The sequence below is a fragment of the Cupriavidus sp. GW822-FHT02D05 genome (genome assembly GCF_058802485.1).
The window spans coordinates 222,417-246,311 of the sequence record NZ_JBXAOE010000009.1; the positions used below are offsets into that span (position 1 = coordinate 222,417).

Consider the following 23,895-nt stretch of genomic DNA (forward strand, 5'->3'; position numbering starts at 1 on the left):
GCCGCAAGCAAGGCGAGCACGCCGTCGAGCGCGTCCACACCGTGCGAAGTTTGCATGAGGTGGGCCGAGGGGGCAGCAACTTGAGCATCTGAGACGATGCGAACTTACTTTGGATGCCTCGATTTCACGCCAAGACGCGCTTTACGGATTCTGTTGCAACGTGAAGAGGGCGGGCGGATTTTGGATGAATCCATTCGAGAATACGCCACGTATGAACTGTGTGGTGGTTGGCGAATCGCCCCGACGCCGCTGACCGGTATGCGGAGTCTGTCATTCGGCACTTTGTGGCGACTGCGCGGCGCCGGCGCCCATCGCTGGCCGTTGGCAGGGACGATGCCGGGCACATTCCACAGTCAGTGCTTCAGTCGATCGCTGGCGTCGCCGTTAACGACAGCATCCAAGTACAGATGGTTCGTCATGTTCCACAAGCTCTCTATTCGCATCCGGCTCAACGCCGCCCTGACACTATTGGCTGCGCTACTGGTCGTCATCGGCCTGATCGGGATCGTCGGCATGCAGGCCTCCAGTGCAGACATCAAGGAAATCCACTCCAACCAGATGGCATCCACCGTCTTCGTTGCCAGGTCGCAGCTGAGTGCGGCTATTGTGCGGACTACGCTGGACCGTGCGGCGTTCCACGTTGATGCTGCCGATGTGTCCGGCATCGTAGACAAGGCGCTCGGCTATCGCGCCAAGTCCGAGGCCGCATGGGAGGCCTACCAGGCGCTGCCCAAGTCCGAGGAGGAGAAGCACCTGTCGGCGACGGTCGCCACGAACCGCGAGACGTTCTTCCGCCACGGCATCGACCCGCTGGTTGCCGCACTCCGCGCCCGCGATCCCGCCGCCGTCGACAAGGCCGTGATGATCACTATCCCGCCGCTGTTCGTGGCGCTATCCGGTGCCGTGGATGCGCTTGAGCGCAACCAGAGCGAGCAAGCCCAGGCCATGTATGACAAAGCTGCAGCGCGATCGCAGCGCTTTCTGCTGCTGGCAATGGGCGCCATTGGCATCGGCATCGCGGCAGCGCTCGGCTGCGCGATCGGCCTGCAGCGCGCCATTTCCGCGCCGATGGCACGCATGCTGGGCAGCTTCGGTGAGATCTCGCGCGGAAACTTGACAGAGACCATCGCCGTAACCAGCCAGGACGAGATGGGCGCGCTAGCGCGCGGCGTGCAGGAAATGCAGCGTGGCCTGATCGCCACCATCCGCACAATGCGCGGCGGCAGCGACGCGATTGCCAGTGCCACCCAACAGATCGCCGCAGGCAACCTCGACCTGTCGCAGCGGACCGAGGAACAGGCCAGCGCCCTGGAGCAGACCGCATCGAGCATGGAGCAGATGACCTCCATCGTGAAGCAGAACGCCGACAACGCGCGGCAAGCCAATGCACTGGCCGCACAGGCCTCCGACCTTGCTGCACGCGGCGGGCAGGCCGTGCGGCGCGTGGTAGATACGATGGGTGACATCCGGCTCGCCTCCAGCAAGATTGGCGAGATCACCGGCGTGATCGAAGGCATTGCCTTCCAGACCAACATCCTGGCGCTAAATGCCGCCGTGGAAGCAGCGCGCGCGGGCGAGCAGGGCCGCGGCTTTGCGGTGGTGGCGGGCGAGGTCCGAGCGCTGGCCCAACGCTCGGCGTCGGCCGCAAAGGAGATCGTGCAACTGATCAGCAGCACGGTAAGTCAAGTGGAAAACGGCGCCCATCAGGTGGACGAAGCCGGCTCTACAATGACCGAGGTGGTGCAAGCGGTGCGTCGAGTCACCAACGTCATGGCTGAGATCAGCGCAGCCTCCAACGAGCAGAGTACGGGTATCGAGCAGATCGGCTTAGCCGTCAACCAGATGGACGAGGTGACCCAGCAGAATGCCGCCCTAGTGGAGGAGGCAGCATCGGCAGCGCAGGCGCTGGCGGAACAAGCTGACGCGCTGAAGGCCGCGGTGGCATCGTTCCGGCTGCCTGCCGGCGGCGTAGCGCTGGCGGGGGCTGGCGGCTATTGAGCTCGCTGGATCAGAGTGCGAGAAGCCCAAACCGTCGCGCGCAGAGGTGAGTGTCTTGTCAGGATCCTCGCGGACGTGGAAACAGTTGCAAAGGCTTCCTCCTCCATCCCAGGACTTCTTGACGCTGCTGGAAGCGTACGCTTTACCCGTGCGCCATCCCACGGCAGATACGCAGCAAGACTTCGTCGCGAAGTCATCTTTGACCTCGCACGAGGCGACCGAGGCCGGAATGACATGGGTCGATGCACCCACGCATGGTCCTGGGCTACCGGCAAGCCTTGACCAAGCTCCAGCTCGCCGGTTGCGTCGAGCCGGGTGAATATCATTGCGGGCCGGGCACGGACATCGACTGGCACTTTGTGGCGCGCTGATCAACTTCTGGCTGACGTGTAAGCCGCATAGCGACGAAATCGGATGTTGGGCGAATTGACTGACACGGGGCAAGATCTAGCTTTGCGGCCCGATGGAGGCCGGGCGGAGCCGGAGGCAGCCGGCCGTCAGTTGGTGGTGCTACGTACCTAATCTTGACCGAACTGGAACGGGCGAGCGAGCAGGCCTGCGGTGGGCCGAGGTTGCTCTTGTCGGATTTTTATACCTATTGGTTCGCCACGCCAGCTCGATCCGGGGATCTACATTCCCCCATGAAGGGCTATTGCCGACACAGCCAGCACATCGGAGACTGGCCATCACTTCACCATCATGCAGCTGACATGGACGCCACAAAAGAGCAGGGTGACGCCGCCAGGAAAAATGCCATGCGCGCCGAGATGCTTCGCGCGCAGGCGAGGCGGTTCATGAGGTTCGTGGGCGAATGTCTCGCCCAAGAGGGATTCTTGGCCCGCTCCGGGGTGGAAGGCCCAGCGTTACCGGGTGATGAGAGAGAGAGTTTCGAACTCAATACTAGCTTCGGTCGCGTTTATGCTCAGTTCGGCTTTGCGAACTGGGATGGACACCTCGTGGGGCGGTACCAATTCTCGCGCTTCGTTCTAGGCACGGATGAGATGATGCGGCTGGTTCCGTTCCATGTGATCCTGATCGAGGATCAGGGGAACGCAACCTTTTCCGAGGATGGTTTCTTTGAATGGAAGATCCCAGATAGTCCGGATAGCAATTACGGTCCGGCGCTCGTCCGCTGTTTGCTCCACGGATTCCAAGAGTCGCTTCCACAGATAAAGCGACCGCAGTAGAACCGATTCGCCAGAATACGGCCACCTTCGGGTGGCTTTATTCATCTAGGGCGTCAGCGTGCGCACCAGTCTCGACTTCAGTGGCCAAGGCCTAAATGCGAGAATCCAGACACAGGCCAGAGGCCCAAAAATAGGTATCAGGGCTAGATACTCGTAGCCCGACTTGAAGCGAGCCGTGCGGAAAACCTTCCGGAACGGGAAGAACCAGAGCGCCTCGAAGACGAGGAAGCCCAGCAGGGAGATGCTCATAGCGGCCTCATGGTGCAGTGCACACGTTGGAAGCAGTGTACGGCCGGTCTGCGTTCTTTGATCCCCCAATGTTGGGGGAGCGTTCGAATTCCTCGAATTGCTCCCTACCACTTAGCATTTCCTAGACCCGAAGCCAGTTTCCGCGCTACCCGGATAGAGGGATGGTCGGCATTCTCGAATATGTGAAGCTACTCATATGACTAATCCCGGCCATCCCTCGACTTGGCGCGCGCCGCAGTGGTCGTGGCCGAGCAGGAGAAAGCTGTCGTAGAGGCCGGGCTCGAGGTCGCCCAGCGAGCGCGCGCGGCGCGCAGGCGGAACTAGAGGCCGAGCGCCAGGCCCACGCCGCCACGTAGACGCGCCAGGAGGAAGGCGGTGCCAGATCGAGGCGCTCGAGCGGCAACTGGGCGAGATGCATACGCAGTTCTCGGCGGACCTCGAGCGCACCCCCGAGTAGGTGGCGGTGGCGCAGGAACGGGCCAGCGCCACGGAGCGCCGCGCGCCGCACGAAATAGACAAGGAGAGCACGCTGCGGCAGGAGGGCCAGCAGGCGGTGGCGGACCTACGGACCGAACTCGCGATGGCGCAAGCGCGGCTGCAGGCCGAGCGCGACAAGCTCAGTTGGCAGTTGCTGGCGGTGCTGCAGACACTAGCGGAGGGGCCGGCGGCGCAGGGCAGAACTGGGGGCGGCGCTGCGGTGGCCCGAGCGTGCCCAGGCGGAAGTCACGCCGACGCACCGCTTGACGAGCACGAGGCGGCGGGCGCCGGTGACGCGCACCAATTTCAAACCCGGGCTGGCCTAACGGGGGCGCCGGCGATGTCCGATGGAATTTATCCGCCGCACGAGGGGACAAGCCTGTGGACAAGCCGCGCAGGGGTCGAGTGCCGACGGCGTCAGCGGAGTTGACTAAATTTAATGTGGGTAATCGCAAGGCGGCACTTGGCGTTTACTCTCTGCTTTTGCGTGACGCATTGGCAGCCGAATCGACACACTAGGCATCATCTGCTGGCGGCACCTCAGGAAGTCATTTTGTTAGATGGTATGGCCGCCTCCTCCCGGCAAAGGGTATCTCTGGCGCAAGGATAGGGATCCGGAGATCGTACACTGCGTAGGCCAAGCTGTGCCAAAGTGGAGCTGCCGAGTGCAACCACCTGCGGGAGGATCCGAAATGAAGCTTACCGTAATCGGCATGGATATTGCCAAGCAAGTCTTCCAACTGCATGCGGTCAACCCGTACACGGGCGAAATCGAGCGCATCAAACTCAGACGAAGACAGTTTCTCGAGTTTTTTGGGAGGAGGGAACGCTCGCTGGTGGCGATTGGGGCATGTGGCGGAGCACCCCACTGGGCGCGACAACTGCAGCACCTCGGACACGCCATCACGTCAGGTCAGGCTCATCTACGCACGCTCAGTGCGTCCATTCGCGCTGCGTAACAAGACGGACGCCGCCGACGCCCGCGCCATCTGGACGGCAGTCCAGCAACCCGAGGCACGGTTTATAGCGATCAAGAGCGAAGCGCAACAAACCATTCTTGCGCTGCACCGCTTGCGCACACAACTGATGAAGCTCCGCATCATGCAGACCAACGCCCTGCGTGGTTTGCTCCATGAATTCGGAGAAACACTTCCGGAAGGCTATCAGGCTTTCTCAACAAAGTTTGCTACGGCGCTTGCCAAGCTCGCGGATCGCGTGCCTGCCATGCCAATCGATAGCCTGCGCGAGCAGTGGGCCCGCGTGCAGGCTACTGACAAAGACATAGCATTGCTCGAACGCCGGGTCAAGGCCGCGCTTCACGACAATCTGGACTGCCAACGGATCGCGGTAATCCCAGGCGTTGGTCTGCTCACCGCCACAGCAGCCGTTGCCGCCATCTGTGATGCGGCCACCTTTCGTTCCGGCCGTGAGTCCGCCGCGTGGCTCGGCCTTGTACCGAGGCAAACTGCGACTGGCGGTCATGTTCGACAGTTCGGATTAAGCAAACGCGGCGATACCTCCTTGCGGACTCTATTGATGCATGGTGCGCGGTCTGTGATCACTCGCGGTACACGAACCAAGTGGCTAGACGGGATGCTCCAGCGACGCCCCTTTAACGTTGTCGTTGCCGCGATGGCAAACAAGCTCGCTCGCACTATCTGGGCAGTGCTATCGCGAGGCACAAGATACCAAGGCGAGATCAAAGCTACCTAGCCTTGCCGCCCGGCCAACGTCGATCCATTCACCCCTTCACCAAGGAACGCAAGCCACTAATACATGATGGCTAACAGGTTGGACCGGGACGAGAAAAGTCTGGTAAGAGCGCTGAACCTTAGCGTTCGATTGTTAGATGGGACCCTCGTCGGCGAATTCCATATGGGCCAGCAGGCCAGATGGCCTGCATCAACGTGCCGGACATAAGCGTGCTGCCTTTACCCGTCGACCAACATGCCAAACAGCTTGCAATCCGGGAGGCGTCCACGTAAGACGTTCTTAGAGGAACCGCTGCTCTACAGGTGGGCACTGCGAACAGTGCCCCTCCACCGTCGGACGCTTCAATTGCCGATCGAAAGTGGGTTCTAAGGCTACGCGCGATCCATCCACGGCATCCACGGATTCTAATTTCAAAATGAATATGAATAATCGGTAATTTAATATGAGAAACTAATACTTCCGATAGATTGTTCCTGGCTAGATACTACGGTCATCCTTTATCCACCTGAGGTTACGCAATGTCTAGGCAACGCCCAAAAATCCGGATTGCATCCGGAAGTTCCATGTTTTACCTGCCGCTGTATGTGGCAAGAGACGAGGGATTCTTCAACCAGGCCGGCCTGGATGTCGAATTCGCCGATGGAGACGGCAACACGTCCCCATCGGAGCAGGACGTGTTCGAGCGTCTGAAGGAAAACCAGTTCGAGAAATGTGAGGCCGATACCTACAACATCTGCGAATGGGCAGGCGTTGACCGTTCCGAGAGAGGCCAGCGGGCGGCCCGGGTGGTGGGCTTGCGCGCAGCGGTGGCTGCTCAAGCTATCATCACCTTCGACGCGGCGATCCAGGAACCGCGCGACCTCGCCGGTGTGAAGATCGGTGTCAACGACCGCGCGGGATCGCACTATGCCACCTCGCAACTGCTCGAAGGCGCAATTCCGGCCGACCAGACGCTGATCGAACACGCCGGTGCACCGCAAGACCGGTATGCGGCACTGAAAAGCGGAAAATACCGCGCCGTCACGCTCATGGAGCCCTTCATCAGCCTGGCTCTGAAGGAGGGCGCGCACATCGTGAGCCTAACGTTCTATCGCGGTGTCGAGGTTGTTTCGGCCGACCTCAATGTCGAGCAGCAGCGCGCTTACTTCGCCGCCATCGACAAGGCGGTGGATCTGATCAACAGCGACTTCGCCGAGTACAAGCACGTCATCACGGCGCGCGTCGGTGACGCGCTGGCACCCGAGGAGCTGGGCAATCAGTACATCCGCTATGTCCACACAACGCCGTTCACTGCGGATCGGTTCGAGGATACGTACGAAAGCATGAAGCGCTGGGGCCTGACCACGGGCCTGTCGTCCTACGGTCAAGTCGCGGCAGCCTATCAATGATGGGAGCGCTAGACAGCCAGTTGACAGCGGAGAGCGGTCTTCCAGCCGCCGTGCAGGAGCAAGGCGGCGTACCGGAATCCTCGGGCCGCACGGTGTCTCCGTTGGGCGCGCCGAAGGATGAGCGGGAAGCTCGGATCGCGCTGGCGGCTTGTTACCGCGCCGCGGTCCATTTCCGTTGGACCGACCACATCTACACCCACTTCTCGGCGCGTGTTCCAGGTCGCCACGAGCACTATCTGGTCAATGCCTACGGATTGACCTTCGACGAGGTCACCGCCTCGAACCTGGTCAAGATTGACCTGGATGGAAACATCATTGAGGACAACACGGGCCTCGGGGTCAACGCGGCCGGCTTCGTCATCCACAGCGCGATCCATCGCGCGCGCCCTGATCTGCATTGTGTGCTTCACACGCATACTGCAGCGGGTGTGGGGGTCTCATCGCAACGCGATGGACTGCTGATGATCTCGCAGCATGCCATGCGCTACCAGGGGCGCCTAGGCTACCACGCCTACGAGGGATTTGCCCTCGACCTCGCCGAGCAGGAGCGGCTGGTCGCAGACCTGGGTAGGCACAGCGCCTTGATTCTGCGCAATCACGGCCTGATCGCGTGTGGCGCGACCATTCCGCAGGCGTTCCAGGAGTTGCACTTCCTCGAGCGCGCGTGCTCGGCACAGATCGCCGCCCAAGCCGGTGGCACTGCACTGTTGGTTCCTCCGTCAGAAATCGCCGAGCGCGTGGCCAACCACATTGCCAAGTCCGTCGGCGGATTTCGCACGCAGCGTCATTGGGAGGCCATCATCCGGCAGCTCGACCGTATCGATCCGTCCTATCGGCAATGAACTCGGGCATGCGCAAACTCATTCTGGGCCTGTTTCTTCACGCGGCGGGATACCACACGGCAGGATGGCGGCATGAGAGCGCCTGCTCTGACACGGAAGACATCGATTACCTGATTCGTCTTTGCCGCACTGCGGAGCGTGGCAAGTTCCAGCTCGCTTTCGTCGCCGACGGGCTGAGCACCTCGCGGCATGCCAGTCCGTCTGTCGCCGCGCGACTGGAGCCACTCACGCTGCTCAGCGCAGTGGCCATGCAGACAATGAACATCGGTCTCGCGGCAACGGTGTCCACCACCTACAGCGAGCCCTACGTCACGGCGCGTCAGCTCGCCTCGCTCGACCACATCAGCCGTGGACGGGCCGGTTGGAACATCGTCACCTCGTCGAGTGCCGCAGCCGCCCTCAATTTCGGTGCGGAGCCGCTTCCGGACCCCAAACAGCGCTACGCGCGGGGCGAGGAATTCGTCGACGTGGTGTGTGGCCTGTGGGACAGCTGGGAGTCGGATGCCTTCGTGCGCGACAAGGCGACGGGGCGCTACTTCGATCCGCAGAAGCTGCATTCCCTGAACCACAAGGGCGGCTTCTTCTCGGTGGCCGGCCCGCTGAACGTCTCGCGCACGCCGCAGGGTCGTCCGATCTTGATTCAAGCCGGGTCTTCGGGTCCGGGACAGACACTGGCCGCACGCGTTGCGGACATCGTTTTTACGGCCCAGCCCGAACGGGTAGGGGCGCAGTCCTTTTACGCCGGCATCAAGGATCTCGCCAGTCGAAAATATGGGCGCCCGCGGGATTCGATTCTCGTCATGCCGGGAATCGTACCTTTCATCGGCCGCACGCGAGAGGAGGCATTCGATCTGTACGACAGCCTGCAAGAAAAGCTTGATACGGAACGGGCAAGGGCCACTCTGACAGAGCGCTTCGGGCAGGACATTTCTTCTCTCTCCCTGGATGATCCCGCTCCTGACTCGCTGATCCAGAGCCATCTGTCGAGCCGCGTCAGCTTGCTCAAGCACCTCGCAGACAAGAATCAACTAACACTGCGAGGCCTCTATCGCATCATGGCAGGCACCAACGGGCACCTGCCTGTGATCGGGACACCAGAGGAAATCGCCGATCACATGATCGCGTGGCTTGAACACGGAGCGGCTGATGGTTTCAACGTCATGCCACCGTATTTCCCGGGAGGGCTTGAAGATTTCGTCGACACCGTGGTGCCTTTGCTGCAAGAGAAAGGGCGCTTCCATACGGAGTACGCCGAGGGAGGACTTCGGCACAACCTTGGGCTCGCGGTGCCCGAGAACCGTCACTCGGCACCGAGGCAGGCCGAGAGCGTCGGGACATGAGCTCGCCGTTCAACCTCTTTGCGGTTCGCTATGCGACGAATCAGAGACGCAGAACTATTTCGAACTTTCTTTCGAATGCCGACATTCATGATGGTCCGATGCCCATGGACTACTTCGTCTGGCTTGCGGTCAATGAGGATCATGCCGTCCTGATCGACAGCGGCATGGATGAAATGGCGTGCCGGGGCAGAGGGCACGACTTCCTGTGCGATCCGGTGGTTGCCGTAGAGCGCCTGGGCGTTCCACCGAAAGCCATCGAGCACGTCATCGTGACCCACATGCATTGGGACCATGCTGGCAATCTCGACAAGTTTCCGAATGCGCAATTCCACATCCATCCAAAAGACCTGGGTCATACCTGTGGTCCGCATATGCGCCACGCCACCCTGCGTCGGCCATACCACGTGGAACACGTTTGCAATGCGATCCGTCTTCTCTACCGGGACCAGGTGAGTTTCACTGGTGAGGAGACGCAAGTGGTGCCCGGCATCACGACTCACCATGTCGGCGGCCACACGCCTGGCATGCTGGTGGTGCGGGTGCGCGCGGCTGGCGGCATCGTGGTTCTGGCTTCGGACGCCATGCACTACTACGCGAATCTGGACCAGCGCAATCCGTTTCCCATCCTCACTGACACCCTGGCCTACGTCGCGGTCTGGGATCGACTGCAAGAGCTTGCCGGCAGCACGGGCGAAATCGTCGCCGGCCACGATCCCTTGGTCATGCAGCGATACCCCGATGCATCTCAAGAGTATCCAGGGCTCGCCGTCTGGTTGGATGGGAATCGATTCTCTTGAAGAGAGATTCTTTTAATTTCGAAACAGTCATTCAGCTTCAATACTCTCGGGGTGATTTTTCTTAGTTCCGCTTGGGGAAACTGTTTTGTAGACTGACCGCATTCAAGATGAAATACCCCAAGCTCATGATACCGAATCACTCCAGCGTCGTATTGGTCAATATATTGACCGGGATCAATGAACTAGCTCGAGCGTGTGCCGGTGACGAGGTACTTCGACTCGTACCCTTCGCCGACATCGATGAAGTCGCCGAAGAGTTGCCGAACGCCCGGATTCTGGTGACCAGCACGCTCCAGTACGACGCGAAGACTGCACAGGCTCTGCGAAGGGATGCCAAGCGCCTGGAGTGGATCTTCTGCCCGAACACCGGACTCGAGACATTCGCAATGCATGGCATTCCAGATGACGTCATCTTGAGCCACGCGCCCGGCAGGGCAGCAGCACGGGTCGCAGAGCATGCGATGGCGCTGCTGCTCGGTCTTGTGCGCGGGCTTCCGCTGCTGGAGCGCATGAGGGTAGGTGCCATCTGGGACCGCGCTCGCGTGGTCGACGCGATGTCGTCGCTGGCGGGAAAGCGGCTCTGTCTGGTCGGCTTCGGTGCGATCGGGCGCGAAGTGGCGCAGCGTGCCAAGGCATTCGGTATGCGCATCACCGCCGTGGCCACGCAGGCCCGCTCCGATCCCGATGGGGATCGGGTGCTCGGCGTCTCGGACTTGGACCGGGCGCTGCAGCACGCCGATGCCGTGGTCCTCGCGGTGCCCCTGTCGGCTACCACGTACCACCTCCTGGATGCGCGACGGATCGCGCTGCTCAAGCCTGCCGCCTTTGTCGTGAACGTCGCACGAGGTCAGGTGATCGACACCGATGCCTTGACCAACGCCCTGCGAACTGGCCGTATCGCCGGTGCGGCGCTGGATGTGTTCGATCAGGAGCCCCTGCCGTCGACGAGCCCGCTCTGGGAGCTCGGCAATGTGTTGCTCTCCCCCCATGTCGCCGGTGTGGGCGGGGCGGAAGAAATCCGGGAGCGCGCCGTGCTGATCCGTCAGCAACTGCTGGACTTCGTCGCAGGGCATCCGCCTGCGCATCAGGTGATCCCGGTGGGTCTGACGACAAGGGAGGCGGCATGAGCGGCTCGCTGCCTGCACTGACTGTGATCGACGATGCGCTCTGGGCGCGCATCGAGGCCATCCTTCCCGCTCCGCCGCCTCGTAACCACCGATATGCAGGCCGTCGACCCACGCCAGACAGGCAGATTGTCAACGGGATCGTGTTTGTGTTGACCAGGGGCATCACCTGGAACCAGCTCCCCTCCCAATTGGAGTTCGGTTCGGGCACGTCCTGCTGGCAGCGTTTCAGAACCTGGGACGCCTCGGGGCTGTGGCCTGACATCCAGAACGTGCTGATCGATGGCTGGCGGCAACGGGGCATGGGGGCGCTCGCGCAAGCACTCGAGGAGAACCTTCGAGGCCGCTCGGCGCTCAACGCACAGATCGCTCGCAGCAGAAGCGCGGGATTCGATAGAACCATCCACCTGGTGATCGGATTCAATGGGGGGATGTCGGAGCGTGTCGCCAAGCTGGTGAGGCAGACCGTCAGCCAACGGCTTCAGGCGCGCATCGAGGTGGCATCGATGGGGGCGTGGAGCGACGGTCTTCGACAAGGCAGGGCGCCGTCGCATGGGCTGACCTTGATTCTTGGCGGGGCTTGGCTTGCATCACATCAAAGCTGTGGGCAAGCGATCCACATGGACGTGGCGAGGCTCACGCCCATCGCTCCGCTCCTGGCTACTCCTTTTGCGTTCGTTGTGCCGTTTTCATCTCCGCATGTCAATTGGATCAGCTTGATCAGGCAGGTACAGCGCGACGGTCTGGTTCCGATCTGCGCCACGCCGAGCATTGGCACCCGAGCTCACCTGTATCTCGATCAGGTCAGGGCAGACACGGGCATCTCTTTCCGTCCCATGACCTGCGCCGGGGGTGGGGAGCAAGTGAAAGCCTTGCTGCAAGGGGCCGCTGATTGTGCGGTGATGTCGCTGGTCACGGCGATGCCGCTGTTGCGCCAGGGAAGGCTGCGCGCTTTGGCGTTTTCCACTCCAGAGCGGATGCCCTCCGCGCCCGACATTCCTTCAATGGCTGAGCTCGGACATCCGGGGCTGCAAGCTCAAACCTGGCTTGCACTGTACGGCGTCGACGACGTGGAGGGCAAGGTCGTGAACCGCCTGGCACTCGAGACCTCATTTGCGTTCAAATCACCGCAGGCGCGTTCATTCATGAAGGCGCTTGGTGCCACCCATCCCGCCGGCGGCGCCGCGCAGCTCCATCGCCTCCTGAACGAGGAGAGGCGTCTGCCCGCAGCCCTCGCACAAGCGCGGAATCTTTCGTTTCGCTGAGCCAATTCCGCCTTCAGACTTTCTCCAATCCCATGTCCATCTTTAGATCCGCGACTTTGTTTTCGCGCGCGCTGGTGGTCGCCCTCCTGGCAGCGGTCGGGAGTGCGTCCACGCATGCACAGGCTGACTATCCACAGCGCCCCATCAAGCTGATCGAGGCGTTCAGCGGAGGACTCTCGACGCTGGTGGCGCACAGCGTCTCCGATCGCGCCGCTCCCTTCCTTGGTCAACCGCTTGTCGTGACCTCCCTGCCGGGCGCGGGCGGCAACATCGGGCTTCGCACGGCCGCAATGGCCAAGGCCGACGGGTACACGTTGATCATCGGCGGGCAATGGCTGGCGACCAACTGGGCGCTGAAAGCGACCGAGTGGAACGATCCCACCATCCATCTCACCCCCATTGCACCGGTGCTTGGCGTGCCTTACGTTGTCATTGCCAACCCCGCCAAGGGTTTCAGGACCTTGAAGGAGCTGATGGCCGCAGCAAGCAAAAAGGCCAACGGGCTGTCATACGGAAGTCCGGGTGTGGGCACCGCTGTGCACCTGTATGTGGCGGACCTGGCCAAAGAGTCCAGGATTGAGTTGCTGCATGTCGCCTACAAGGGCGGCGGTGCTCAATTGAATGCGGTTCTCAGCGGAGAGGTCGATTTTGGTGTGATGTCGCTGACAAGCGCGCTGCCGCAGCTCGCGGCCGGCAAGCTCACGGCACTGGCGGTGACGTCCGAGCAGCGGGTCAGCGCGGCACCCCAGATTCCGACGATCGCCGAAGCGGGATTTCCAGGCTGGGAAACCACGACCTGGTTCGCCGTTTTTGGCCCTGCGGGCCTGCCGCCAGAGATCGTTCGCAAGCTCAACGTAGAAGTGCTCAAAGCATTCGACAGCCCTGAAGGTCGGGCGCTGATCGAAAGCCGGGGGGCGACACCCCTCAAGGAGCGCTCTCCCGAAGGACTGCAGCGCCTAGTCAAGTCGGACGCGCAGCGTTGGCGCAAGGTGGTCACCGAACTTGGCCTAGCGAACAACTGAACCGGCCTCTCATGAAGAAACTATTCTTGGCGTTCGTCGCCCTGCCTTTCTACCTGTCAACGGTCTCTGTGTCTCAGGCGGAAAATGAAGGGGCATTCCCCAACCGGCCCATCCGGCTCGTCACCGCGTTCAACGGAGGTATTTCGGACACTGTCGCGCATACCCTCAGCGATGCCCTGGGCGAGCAACTCGGCCAGCCGGTTGTCGTGACTGCCACCAGCGGTGCCGGCGGCAACCTGGGCGTACAAACGGTCGCCAAGGCTGCGCCGGACGGCCACACCCTTTTGCTGGGTGGCGGATGGCTGTTCACCAACTTTCTTCTCCAACCGACGCCCTACAACAACCCGGACACGAACCTCAAGGCGGTTGCGCCCATCATTTCGGTACCATACGTTTGGGTCGCACATCCGAAATGCGCCTGCCGCAACTTGCAGGGTCTCGCTCAGCGCATCCGATCCGCGAATGTGCCCGTTCCTTATGGCACACCGGGCGTTGGCACCCCTCCACACCTGCTCATCGAGCAGTTCGCGAGAAGCGCTGGGCGCGAGGCTCTGCATGTGCCATATCGTGGCGGCGGTCCCCAGATCATTGCGGTGCTTGGCGGCGAGATCGACTTCAGCCTCGTGTCCATCACGACGGCTTTGCCGCACGTGTTGCGCGGTGATTTGATCCCACTGGCCATCACGTCCAAGGGGCGGTCGGCTCTTCTGCCCAATGTGCCGACGGCGCGAGAACAAGGCTTCACCAATCAAGAGGTCTCGACGTGGTTCGGACTGTTTGGGCCGGCCGAGCTTGCGAGCGAAAGGATCCAACGCATCGCTGATGCGTCCAAGGCCGCGCTGCAAGGGCAGAAATTGCGCTCCGCATACGAGAAGCTGGGTGCGGAGGCGTTCGCGCCTGAAGCCATCGACGAATTCGCCAGCCTGCTGCGCGAAGAGCGCGAGCGATGGCGTGCAGCGGTCAGAACCAAGACTGGGGCGAACCCCTGAGCTGCGGCGGTAGTCGCCAGCCGCCGTGAGATGGCGGGGCTTCACTTCCAACCTTCCCAACCATCCGACTGATTCCATGCCTGCGCGGAGCGCGGGCAGGCGCAGCCATGCCCCCGTGTTCGCCGAGCAAGCACGTCATCAACGATGAGAAAAACCATGCGGAACCACATTGCCATCTTATTCTTCCTGTCGCTCGCCCTCGCAGGAGTGCGGCAGGCGGTCGCCCAATCGAGTGTCACGATCTTCGGCGTGGCCGATGCGGGTCTGCGCTATGTCAGGAACGCAAGCACCAGCCAGACGCAGCTGTCCAGTGGCAATGATGCAACCAGTCGGATTGGGTTTCGCGGAATCGAGGATCTTGGGGGGGGCTTGAAGGCGGGCTTCTGGCTGGAAAGTCAGCTGGCCTTGGACACGGGCGTTGGCGGCGTGACTGAAGGAGGCGTGAACCGATTCTGGCACCGTCGTTCGACCGTGAGCTTGTACGGCGACTTCGGAGAGTTGCGCCTGGGCCGGGCGGTGGTGCCCACGTGGGCCATCCTGGTGGAGACGGATCCATTCTCGCTGGTCGGTGTGGGCAACGGCATGGCGCTGTACCCAGCTTGGATGGCGTATGGTAGTCGGACACGTGTACGCGCCGACAACGCCGTTCACTATGTGCTTCCCCAAGGTCTCAATGGCATCTACGGGCATCTTGCGTTCGCGCCGAGCGAGGGCGTGGACGGTGCAAAGTACACGGGCGCTCGGCTCGGCTGGCGATCAGCATCCCTGGATATCTCGGGTGCCTTCAGCCGAAGTCCGGTCGCTGGAGACGACTTCTCGGTATCCATTTTCGGCGCTAGCTACGCCGCGGGTGCGACCGTGCTGAGCGCAAGCTACCAACGGGCAAAGTACGTCGCAAGCCGCAATGATCATCTTCTGCTAGGCGTCACCCATCGCATTGGCGCAGGAAAACTGCGCGTGTCCTATGAGAGCACCGACAGCAAAGGGCCAGACGCTGGTCGAGACGCTCGCAAATTCGCGATCGGGTACGTGCATGAGCTTTCCAAGCGTACCGCGGTCTACATAACGTTGGCACACCTGAAGAATCGCGGCAGGGGACAGTTTCTCATTTCCGACAACGGCCATGTGCCCACAGCCGGCTCCAGGGTCAGATCCACGGGACTTGACCTCGGCCTTCGATTCAGCTTTTGATGCCATCGACCAAGTGTGCAGGGGCGAGATATATCAGGGGGTTCGCCTTGGCGAAGATCAATGCACTCTCCGCACTATCTCAGATAGTACAGATAGGCACGTCACACCACTGCTTTTACTGTCCATGGCAGCGAAGCGTCGACCCGGTCAAGATCGGCGTGGTTGTCAGTGCCACTTTGGATTGCAACCAGCGCTGTCTGTCAGCCACGCGGTGGCGAGGTTCTGCATGCTCTGAATGCCTCTCTGAGAAGCCGGTGCCAAACCTACAGTCTGACTTTCCCATCGTGCAGTCAATACACTTCCCTCCTCGACGTCGGCTTCGGCGGTCAGGCCACTGGGTCCTTGGAAAATGCTCCGGATGGTTGCCCAACGGGGTGCAATGCCAGGCAGGTGGCGGTAGACGTGAACGATGCGCTCACCCACCGTGAACGGCCCAGCGCGACGGAAGTAGGGCACCCCGTTGGGAAAACGCCCCATCTCTTCGGAGAGTTCATTGGTTAGGCCGTCCAAGTACTGGCCGAGCTGGGAGCGCTGCATCCCGATGCCGCCGCTGGTTTCCATGATCGTCGGCGCGCTGCCGGCACCAACCCTATGCGCCCACCGCTCCACGGCTGCGCGCATCACCCGACGGTAGTGCATGCCGCCGGCGAGAAAGACCGGGCCGACCTGGTCGGGCCACACCGCACCGGCCATCGCCGTTGGCAGGCCCGAGAGCATGATCTGCGCGCGATCGGCGGTCATACGGAGATCGTAATGGGCAATCTCGGCGTCAGGCTGGATAAAGCCATGTCGCGCGGAGAGGATGATGACCTGGGGCTGCGCATCGGCTCGTACGTGGGCGCGAAATGTTTCGTACATGACGCCGCGATACAGGTCCATGGCGGGGGCAGGGCGGTCAAGCTTCGTGGCAGAGCAGGCCATCAACACCAACGGGCGAGCCATTGATCGTGCGAGGGATCCGCGAGCGAGCTCGTCAAAGAGGTTGAGTTGGGGGGAGTCGGCCCACATCGGAAGCACCTGGGTGATGAACGTGCATCCAATCTACCCGGGCGGGGATGAAGTCAAGGTCGGTCCGTCGAAGCCCGTCAGATGTCCCGGCCGGCGCGCTTGGCGGTGCGTGCGCCTACGAGCGAGGGCTCGCTGCGCGTAGCCAGCCAGGTCAAGACTTCCATGGCCCCTGATCAAGCGGGTCGCGTTGAAGCGCCAAGCGGGAAGCCGTGCGGTGGCTCCGGCCTCGGGTGCCGCGCTGATGCCGACGGTGGCGTGGCACACATGGTCCATTCCCAGTTGAACCGTATCGTAGTGAATCACCAGGACCGTTCCGGCGGAACTAAAAAAGCGCTCGAACTCGGTCGAGTTCAAATCCTGCACGACGGCGCCGGGATCACCCACCGGCTCGTCGCCGTAGGCGAGGACGCTGAGAGCCAACGCGGGCTAGGCAGGTTTGCTGAAGATTGGGGACCCGGCTGGCCAGGGAGACTCGACCATTCGACGATGGCGACGTGGCGAGCAGTGGCAGGGAAGGGCAGCCGTGGCGTGGTAGGGCGGCAGCAGGCCTGGAGAGGTGGGGCGCCGGGGGCGTTGCGCTGCCTCTGCAACGGTCAGAACGTAGGACGTTCCCTCGTACCCGCCACCAAAGCGGCGATGCGCTCCTCTTCGCGCGCTATCTCAAGTGTGTCGCGAAGGTTGAGGCGTAGCATCTCGATTCCGCCTACGTAACCGCCAAGGGCGCTTGTTGCACGTTCCTCTATCTCACCTGCCGACGTCAGTCCAGCTGCAACGAGTGCGCGAATGTCTTCGCGATCGTTATCAGCGAGTCGCGCGATTTTGCTGACAGCGAGATCCACGGGGGAAAGCACGCGCACCTGAATCTGATCCAGGCCCAGGTCCACCGGTATAGAGTCTTCCTGGTAGTCCTCGTGCATTAGCGCAAACGTCGGATTGTAGTTTGTGTCCAGGTAGATGACCTGAGGCGTCCCATCTTCCAAGACCACGTCCACAAGCACGTCCTGAGGCAACAGCACCCGCCCAGCGAACTCAGCGTCAACGTCCGTTGTGACTCGGCTTGCCGTATAGAGGTGCACCGCCATCCCACCAGCCAGATAGACCGTCAGGGGTTGCCGAAGGGAAAGGCGCTGTTCAAGCTGCTTGAACAACTCGCGAAGCCCCTCGGCAAGTGCCGTGCGCGTGTGGAAGGAGACGTTGTCGGCCATTTCAGTGAGGCCGCAACTGCATAGTCAGCATATCGCGCAGCCGAGGCAAGCCCGATACCCAGCCTTTCCGAACCACGTCAGCGCTGGACACCTTATCGGTCGGATACAGACGGAAGTATTGCTCGCTTGCATGCATCAAGCGAACGGATTCCACTGGCAAACGCGACTGCAGCACCATCGCGGCAAGACGAAAAACGTTGGCTTCTCGCTGATCGAAAGCTACCGTGATGTCACCGCGCGACGCGGCCGCGCACCGGGCCAAAACGTTGCGCTCGTCATCCCTCGATGTCATGCTTTCGCTCCCAACTTACTGTTGCTGGCCATTGCTAGCCGGTAGTCCAACTGTACCGTTCCCGGTGCCCTAAGGCAATCTTGACTGGCTACACCTGGGAGTGTTCCTCGGCAGCACACGTGTTTTGTGACCATAAAAGCACATAACGTTTATTATGTTAAATAATAAACATGTGAACGAATTGGGGTCTAGCGGAGGCACCCGATCGCGCGCTGAGGGCATCGACTGACTGTGGGCCAGGCCGAGCGCCTGCGCCGCGGCGATCCCGACGCCAACCAGCTGTGTTGCTGCGCGTCGGCCAACTGCTGATCCCGTCTGCGGCGCCGAGGCGCTGACCACCATCCAGGGCCTCGCGCATGACGCAAGCAGCGCGCGCGAGCGCGATCGCAACCTAGCCGGGCTGATCGGCGCGCCCTGGGAAAAAATCCCGGCCTGGCGAGCACTCTGACTGACGTGGGTGCCGGCGGCGTCCTGCTCCCTCGCCTGCACCGCTGCCAGCTCCGCGCGCAGGTCCGCGAGCGCCTGCTCGCCCTTCTGCCGCAGCGTGCGCTCCTGGTCGAATTCGCGCAGCGCGGCGCTCGGTGGCGCTGGCCCGCTCCTGCGCCAAAGCGACCTGCTCGCGCATGCGTTCCGGCTCCGCTGAGAATTGGGTACATGCAGTTGCAGTAACTTCCGCTCGAGCGCATCGCTCACCTGCAGCCGCGTCTCGTCCCGCAGGGCGGCCAGTTCACCGGCGGCGATCTCGGTTGGCGGCCTGCCACTGGACGGTACGGCATCGGCTGCGATGCTTGTATGCGTCGGGCAAGCGCAAGGGGCGCTCCGGTCGTAGCGCGGACGCTGGGAAACAGCGCAGGCTAGCGGCACGCCATTCAGTTCGAGGCGAAAATCATCCGCACCGCTTGCGCCGCAGCCAGCATGGTGCGCACCGTCTATGGTTCGCTGCCTGCCGGCCCTGCGCCTTAGTGAGCCGCATTGGAGACGCCAGCGCGGGAGGCCGCGGTGATCTCGAGCGCGGCGGTGCCTATCTCAGGCTTAATCCCCCTCATTACCCCGGGCTTCGGCCACCAATTCTTGAGTCAACGCCTCCACGCTCGGCAGACTCTCCTGCAGTTCGGCCGGCAACTCCGCCACCAGCTGATACTGGGCCACGCCAATCGGATTTCCCATGCCGCGCAGTGCGTATTCGACAACCAGCCGGTTGTGCTCCTGGCATAGCAGCAGCCCGATAGTAGGATTGTCGGCCGCTGACTTCATCTCGGCATCGACGGCCGACAGGTAGAAGCTGATCTGTCCCGCATACTCCGGCCTGAAGGCGCCTGTCTTCAGTTCGATTACGATGTAACAGCGCAGCTTTAGGTGGTAGAAGAGCAGATCGAGATAGAAGTCCTCGCCCCCCACCTCGAGATGGACCTGGCGGCCAACATAGGCAAAACCGGCCCCAAGTTCGAGCAGGAAACGGGTAATGTGGTCGACTAGCGCTGTTTCGAGGTCTCGCTCTGTCGCATCGGCGCGCAAGCTGAGGAAGTCGAAGACGTAGGGGTCCTTGAGTGTGGCCCGCGCCAAGTCCGACTGCGGCGACGGCAACTGGGCGGCGAAGTTGTTTGGCGCCTGTGCCGCCCGATCGACAAGGCGAGTTTCGATTTGCGCCACCAGTACGGCGCGGGACCAGCCGTGCGCGGCCGCTTGCTGTGCGTACCATTGGCGCTGCTCGACCGATTTGAGCTTCTGCAGCAGCGCTTGGTTGTGCCCCCAGGGCAATTGTCCAACAAGCTGTTGGACAATTGCTGCATCGGGCCATGCTTCGGCGAATGCGCGCATCGCCATCAGGTTGGAGCGCGAGAGCCCGCTCATGTCGGGAAACTCCTGCCGCAGATCCTGCGCTAAGCGCTCGATCACCTTGGCGCCCCACCCCTGCTTAGCCTGCCGCTCAAGGATCTCCTTGCCGATATCCCAGTACAGCGTGACCAAGGTCTGGTTGACGGCAGTCGCCGCGCGTTGCTGCGCGCGCCCGATGCGGGATTTGAGTGATGCAAGCCAATCAGCATAGTCGGGAGGCAGCGGCAAGGAAACCATGGCAGGGAGGCAGAGAAGATACAGTGCGAGCAGTATAGAGCACGCAACGGATTCGCCTTGCCACACCCCACGCGGCGCCATTCAAATGAGAGGACTTGGGGACCACGCTGGGCGGCTCCGAGCGGCCGCCGCAGCCTACAAGGTGGACGCGCCGGTAGGTCGCCAACTACGCGAGGCCTGCAGGCGATCCACAGGAGGTGCGTCTTCATAGTCTGCCCTTCTCAATTTGGCGCATTCGTGCGAATCGATCTGGCTCGAGGCTTCGGCCAGCCAGGCGCGCGTGGCTGCCTCGGCACTGTCCGGCCGCAACTCGCCGACGCTGAACTGCTGGCGGAATGCCCCCGGCATCATTTCTGCCAGGATTTGGCCCCCGGCGCCGGACCAGATTGCTGGCCGGAACGTCCAAGTCGTCTTCCCCTTCGTCTGGATGCGCATCCATTTCCTCAGCGCCTCATACGACGGCGGCCCAGCGCATAATTCTCGACATAGCGGCGTGCCTGAGCAAGCTGGCGGCGTGACCGGATCGGGCCCGCGCACCGGAAGCGCTACATCACGCGCACCCTGACGGTGCGCGCGGGCACCACCCGCGCACCAAGCGATGGCATTCAGCCAGGCAGATCCAAAATTCGCACCTGACATTAGGCATTCAGCGCCACATTTGCCGGCCAGCGCGCTTTCCATGCGCCTGGCATGCCGTTTGCTGAGTAACCCACAGGGAAGCGACCAAGCGTCGCTCACCGAAGGGTAGCTAGGGTTCCGGTCGTGCCGTGCGCACGATGTCTGGTCCGAGAGCAACCGGCCTCAGGCGCGCTAGTTCGCGCCCAGGCTCCACGGCGGGACAAAAGCCCGGGAGGTTCACTTCGTTGAGAGGTGGCTTCCCTGCCATTTGTCACCGCCGATCGGAGCCGAACCCATGCCTGCATTTCCTCTTTCACGTCTTACGCGACGCCCGTTCCGGCGTACTTGCGCCGGCCTGCTGGGCGCTGCGCTGCTTGCCATTGGCCTGGCCGGAGCGCGACCCGCCATGGCCGAAATCAAGGTCGGCGTCTCCGACTGGCCGGGCTGGGTTGCCTGGTACGTCGCCGAGCAGAAGGGCTTCTTCAAGAAGCATGGCGCGGACGTGAGGCTGGTCTGGTTCGCCAACTACACCGACTCCATCGCCGCGCTCTCCTCGGGGCAGCTCGACGCCAACTCCCAGACCTGGTCCGACACCCTCGGCCCGCTGGCCAAGGGCCTGCCACTCAAGGCCGTGCTGGTCAACGACAACTCCTCCGGCAACGACGCGCTGGTGGTCAGCGGCAAGATCAAGTCCTTCGCCGATCTCAAGGGCAAGACGGTTGCGCTGGAGCAGTACAGCATCTCGCACTTCGTGCTGGTCACGGCGCTGGCCAGGAATGGCCTCAAGCCCTCCGAGGTCAAGATCACCAACCTCTCGGCCGGCGATGCCGCCGCGGCCTTCATGACCGGCCGCGTCGACGCGGCCGTGGTCTGGAACCCGTGGATCGACCAGATCACCCGCAGCGGCAAGGGCCGCGCGCTATTTACCTCCAAGGACATGCCGGGCCTGATCCCCGACCTGCTGGTGGCGCAGGACAAGGCGATCCGCGCCAAGCGCCGCGACCTGGTCGGCATGATCCGCGCCTGGTTCGACACCGAGAAGTTTATCCGCGAGCAGCCCGCCGAGGCGGCCAGGATCATGGCCAAGGTGGTCAGCATGAAGCCCGATGAGTACAGCGTGTTCTTACCCGGCACGAAGTTCTTTGATGTTGCCGCCAACCACGGCGCGCTAGACCCTGCGCAGGCCACTTCGCTGCAGGCCGTCACGCCGACCATTGCGGCATTCCTGCTGGAGAACAAGCTGATCGACGGCAAGCCGGACCCGGCGCGCGGCGTCGACGCCAGCCTGCTGGCCGAAGCCCTGAAGTGAGGCGGCCATGAGCGAGAACACCGGACTCCTGCCCGCTACCGCGCGCATTGCGCACGTACAGCCGCCGTCGCCAGACACGACCAACGCCACGCCCGCACTGCCGGCATGCCACGCAAAGCGCCAGCCCTGGTGGAGCATACGCAGCGCCATTCCCGCGCACCGCACGGCGGCGCTGGTCAGCCTTGGCCTGCTGCTGCCACTGGTGGCTTGGGCCTGGCTGGCCGCCAGCGGCTGGGTCGAGCCTGTCTTCATGCCCAGCCCGGTGCAGGTGCTGCAGCGGCTGCACGGCTGGTATGCCGACGAGGGTCTCGCCGGCGACATCGGCATCAGCACGTTGCGCGTGATCACGGGCTGGGCCTTGTCAGCGGTGATCGCCCTGCCGCTGGGCCTGGCGATCGGCACGTTCCGCAGCGTGCAGGCCTTGCTGGAACCGCTGACCGATTTCGTGCGTTATATGCCGGCGGTGGCATTCATCCCGCTGGTCATGGTGTGGGTTGGCATTGATGAGGGCGCCAAGATCGCCATCATCTTCATCGGCACATTCTTCCAGATGGTGCTGATGGTGGCCGAGGACGTGCGCCGCGTGCCGATGGCGCAGATCGAAGCGGCCCAGACCATGGGCGCGAGCCGCAGCGAAGTGATCCGGCTGATCATCGTCCCTGCCGCCAAGCCGGCTTTGCTGGATACGCTGCGCATCACCATGGGCTGGGCCTGGACCTACCTGGTGGTGGCCGAACTGGTCGCGGCCAGCTCGGGCCTGGGCTTCTCGATCCTGAAGGCGCAGCGCTTCCTGCAGACCGACAAGATCTTCGCCGGCATCCTGCTGATCGGCGTGATCGGCCTGGCGATCGACCAGTTGCTGCGCTGGACGCACCGGCGCGCGTTTCCCTACCTGCACGCGAGGCGCTAAAGCCATGTCCCTGACGCTATCCCCCAAGCTGCGCGTGCGCGGCGTATGGAAATTCTTCGGCCGCGACAAGACGCCCGACAGCGCGCCACCGGCGGCATTGCAGGACATCCACCTGGATATCGGCAACAACGAGTTCGTCACGCTGGTGGGCGCATCCGGCTGCGGCAAGTCCACGCTGCTGCGCTCGCTCGCCGGCCTGGAGCCGCACAGCGCGGGCGACCTGCTGTGCGACGGCAAGCCGATCGAAGGCCCGGGCCCGCAGCGCGCAATGGTGTTCCAGCACTACAGTCTCTACCCGTGGCTCACGGTGATCGAGAACATCCGCTTCTGCCGCGAGCTCAAGGTCAATACCAGCAGCCGGACCAGCGCCGACGTGGAAGCCGCCTCCGGGCGGGCCGATGCCTTGTTGCGCCTGATGGGGCTGTGCCACGTCAAGGATGCCTATCCGGGCCAGCTCTCGGGCGGCATGCAGCAGCGCGTGGCCATTGCGCGCGCGCTGATGAGCCGCCCGCCGGTGCTGCTGATGGACGAGCCCTTCGGCGCGCTGGATGCGCAGACCCGCGAGGTCATGCACGACCTGATCCTGCATGTGCACCGGCTGGAGCAAAGCACCATCGTGTTCGTCACGCACGATGTGGAAGAGGCGATCTACCTCGGGCAGCGCGTGGTGCTGATGGCCCCGCGCCCGGGACGCATCGACACGATCTACGAGGTGCCGCTGCCGGCCGCGCGCACGCAGGAGATGAAGCTCTCGCCCGCGTTCCTGAACCTCAAGCGCGAGGTGCTGGCGCGCATCCGCGCCACCTCCGGCATGCAGACCGATTTCGAATTGCTCGAGCAGCTTTCGCATGCCGCATCCACCGACCTTGCGCCCGAGCCGCAGGCCTGAGTTGCCCCC

21 protein-coding genes, 1 pseudogene and 1 riboswitch are annotated in these 23,895 nt (G+C 62.6%); of the genes and pseudogenes, 16 read left to right on the plus strand and 6 right to left on the minus strand.

The genetic code is table 11. From position 1 onward, the window contains the following. Window positions 1–417: 417 nt before the first annotated feature. The 3 genes from AC1RQK_RS14425 to AC1RQK_RS14435 all read left to right on the plus strand — a co-directional run bounded on the left by AC1RQK_RS14425 (window position 418) and on the right by AC1RQK_RS14435 (window position 3,185). Window positions 418–1,998, plus strand: coding sequence for a methyl-accepting chemotaxis protein (locus AC1RQK_RS14425; RefSeq protein WP_492809543.1), 1,581 nt, complete (start codon window positions 418–420; stop codon window positions 1,996–1,998). 242 nt (window positions 1,999–2,240) lie between these two features. Beyond that, a complete protein-coding gene (locus tag AC1RQK_RS14430) occupies window positions 2,241–2,369 on the plus strand; it encodes a hypothetical protein (RefSeq protein WP_492809466.1) in 129 nt (42 codons plus the stop codon). Between the two features lie 153 nt (window positions 2,370–2,522). After that, window positions 2,523–3,185, plus strand: coding sequence for a hypothetical protein (locus AC1RQK_RS14435; RefSeq protein WP_492809467.1), 663 nt, complete (start codon window positions 2,523–2,525; stop codon window positions 3,183–3,185). Window positions 3,186–3,230: 45 nt separating this feature from the next. Here AC1RQK_RS14435 and AC1RQK_RS14440 read toward each other — a convergent pair whose 3' ends face one another. Continuing rightward, window positions 3,231–3,434, minus strand: coding sequence for a hypothetical protein (locus tag AC1RQK_RS14440; RefSeq protein ID WP_492809468.1), 204 nt, complete (start codon window positions 3,432–3,434; stop codon window positions 3,231–3,233). Window positions 3,435–4,603: 1,169 nt separating this feature from the next. Between AC1RQK_RS14440 and AC1RQK_RS14445 the strand changes: the two are divergent. The 10 genes and pseudogenes from AC1RQK_RS14445 (at window position 4,604) to AC1RQK_RS14490 (ending at window position 15,582) form a co-directional block, all read left to right on the plus strand. After that, window positions 4,604–5,624: pseudogene (locus AC1RQK_RS14445) on the plus strand (IS110 family RNA-guided transposase). A gap of 563 nt (window positions 5,625–6,187) precedes the next feature. Beyond that, window positions 6,188–7,012 (plus strand): ABC transporter substrate-binding protein, encoded by an 825-nt coding sequence (locus AC1RQK_RS14450; RefSeq protein ID WP_492809469.1) that lies wholly within the window; start codon window positions 6,188–6,190, stop codon window positions 7,010–7,012. Further along, window positions 7,009–7,854 (plus strand): class II aldolase/adducin family protein, encoded by an 846-nt coding sequence (locus tag AC1RQK_RS14455; protein WP_492809470.1) that lies wholly within the window; start codon window positions 7,009–7,011, stop codon window positions 7,852–7,854. Before AC1RQK_RS14450 ends, AC1RQK_RS14455 begins: the two co-directional genes overlap by 4 nt. Before the next feature lie 8 nt (window positions 7,855–7,862). Further along, window positions 7,863–9,194 carry an LLM class flavin-dependent oxidoreductase gene (locus AC1RQK_RS14460; protein ID WP_492809471.1) on the plus strand — a complete coding sequence of 444 codons (1,332 nt, stop codon included), beginning with the start codon at window positions 7,863–7,865 and terminating at the stop codon, window positions 9,192–9,194. After that, on the plus strand, window positions 9,191–9,991 hold the full coding sequence (locus AC1RQK_RS14465) for an N-acyl homoserine lactonase family protein (RefSeq protein ID WP_492809472.1): 801 nt from the start codon (window positions 9,191–9,193) through the stop codon (window positions 9,989–9,991). Before AC1RQK_RS14460 ends, AC1RQK_RS14465 begins: the two co-directional genes overlap by 4 nt. A 107-nt stretch (window positions 9,992–10,098) precedes the next feature. Continuing rightward, the gene (locus AC1RQK_RS14470) at window positions 10,099–11,118 is read left to right on the plus strand and encodes a D-2-hydroxyacid dehydrogenase (protein WP_492809473.1); all 1,020 of its coding nucleotides are present in this window, start codon (window positions 10,099–10,101) and stop codon (window positions 11,116–11,118) included. After that, window positions 11,115–12,380, plus strand: a complete 1,266-nt coding sequence (locus tag AC1RQK_RS14475; protein ID WP_492809474.1) for a tripartite tricarboxylate transporter substrate-binding protein — start codon at window positions 11,115–11,117, stop codon at window positions 12,378–12,380. Before AC1RQK_RS14470 ends, AC1RQK_RS14475 begins: the two co-directional genes overlap by 4 nt. 32 nt (window positions 12,381–12,412) lie before the next feature. Then, entirely contained in the window at window positions 12,413–13,402 is a 990-nt protein-coding gene (locus AC1RQK_RS14480; RefSeq protein WP_492809475.1) for a Bug family tripartite tricarboxylate transporter substrate binding protein, read from the plus strand. Window positions 13,403–13,413: 11 nt separating this feature from the next. Beyond that, on the plus strand, window positions 13,414–14,391 hold the full coding sequence (locus tag AC1RQK_RS14485) for a Bug family tripartite tricarboxylate transporter substrate binding protein (RefSeq protein WP_492809476.1): 978 nt from the start codon (window positions 13,414–13,416) through the stop codon (window positions 14,389–14,391). Between the two features lie 156 nt (window positions 14,392–14,547). Then, window positions 14,548–15,582, plus strand: coding sequence for a porin (locus AC1RQK_RS14490; protein ID WP_492809477.1), 1,035 nt, complete (start codon window positions 14,548–14,550; stop codon window positions 15,580–15,582). Window positions 15,583–15,747: 165 nt separating this feature from the next. On the opposite strand, the gene AC1RQK_RS14495 is transcribed toward AC1RQK_RS14490, so the two are convergent. The 5 genes from AC1RQK_RS14495 to AC1RQK_RS14515 form a co-directional block, all read right to left on the minus strand. Continuing rightward, complete coding sequence (locus tag AC1RQK_RS14495) at window positions 15,748–16,590, minus strand: DUF6884 domain-containing protein (RefSeq protein WP_492809478.1); 843 nt, start codon at window positions 16,588–16,590, stop codon at window positions 15,748–15,750. A gap of 593 nt (window positions 16,591–17,183) precedes the next feature. Beyond that, the gene (locus tag AC1RQK_RS14500) at window positions 17,184–17,795 is read right to left on the minus strand and encodes a DUF6036 family nucleotidyltransferase (protein ID WP_492809479.1); all 612 of its coding nucleotides are present in this window, start codon (window positions 17,793–17,795) and stop codon (window positions 17,184–17,186) included. A 1-nt stretch (window position 17,796) separates the two neighbouring features. After that, complete coding sequence (locus tag AC1RQK_RS14505; RefSeq protein WP_150984839.1) at window positions 17,797–18,087, minus strand: hypothetical protein; 291 nt, start codon at window positions 18,085–18,087, stop codon at window positions 17,797–17,799. A gap of 1,032 nt (window positions 18,088–19,119) precedes the next feature. Then, complete coding sequence (locus AC1RQK_RS14510; protein ID WP_492809480.1) at window positions 19,120–20,160, minus strand: PDDEXK nuclease domain-containing protein; 1,041 nt, start codon at window positions 20,158–20,160, stop codon at window positions 19,120–19,122. A gap of 135 nt (window positions 20,161–20,295) precedes the next feature. Continuing rightward, window positions 20,296–20,595 carry a hypothetical protein gene (locus tag AC1RQK_RS14515; RefSeq protein WP_492809481.1) on the minus strand — a complete coding sequence of 100 codons (300 nt, stop codon included), beginning with the start codon at window positions 20,593–20,595 and terminating at the stop codon, window positions 20,296–20,298. A gap of 302 nt (window positions 20,596–20,897) precedes the next feature. Next, a riboswitch (guanidine-I (ykkC/yxkD leader) is annotated at window positions 20,898–21,015 on the plus strand. A 58-nt stretch (window positions 21,016–21,073) separates the two neighbouring features. On the opposite strand from AC1RQK_RS14515, the gene AC1RQK_RS14520 reads away from it, so the two are divergent. Genes AC1RQK_RS14520 through AC1RQK_RS14530 form a run of 3 tightly spaced genes read left to right on the plus strand, consistent with a single transcriptional unit; the run spans window position 21,074 to window position 23,886 of the window. Continuing rightward, entirely contained in the window at window positions 21,074–22,087 is a 1,014-nt protein-coding gene (locus AC1RQK_RS14520) for an ABC transporter substrate-binding protein (RefSeq protein ID WP_492809482.1), read from the plus strand. Window positions 22,088–22,094: 7 nt separating this feature from the next. Then, a complete protein-coding gene (locus AC1RQK_RS14525; protein ID WP_492809483.1) occupies window positions 22,095–22,997 on the plus strand; it encodes an ABC transporter permease in 903 nt (300 codons plus the stop codon). Between the two features lie 4 nt (window positions 22,998–23,001). After that, window positions 23,002–23,886 (plus strand): ABC transporter ATP-binding protein, encoded by an 885-nt coding sequence (locus tag AC1RQK_RS14530; protein WP_400095694.1) that lies wholly within the window; start codon window positions 23,002–23,004, stop codon window positions 23,884–23,886. Window positions 23,887–23,895: the final 9 nt, after the last annotated feature.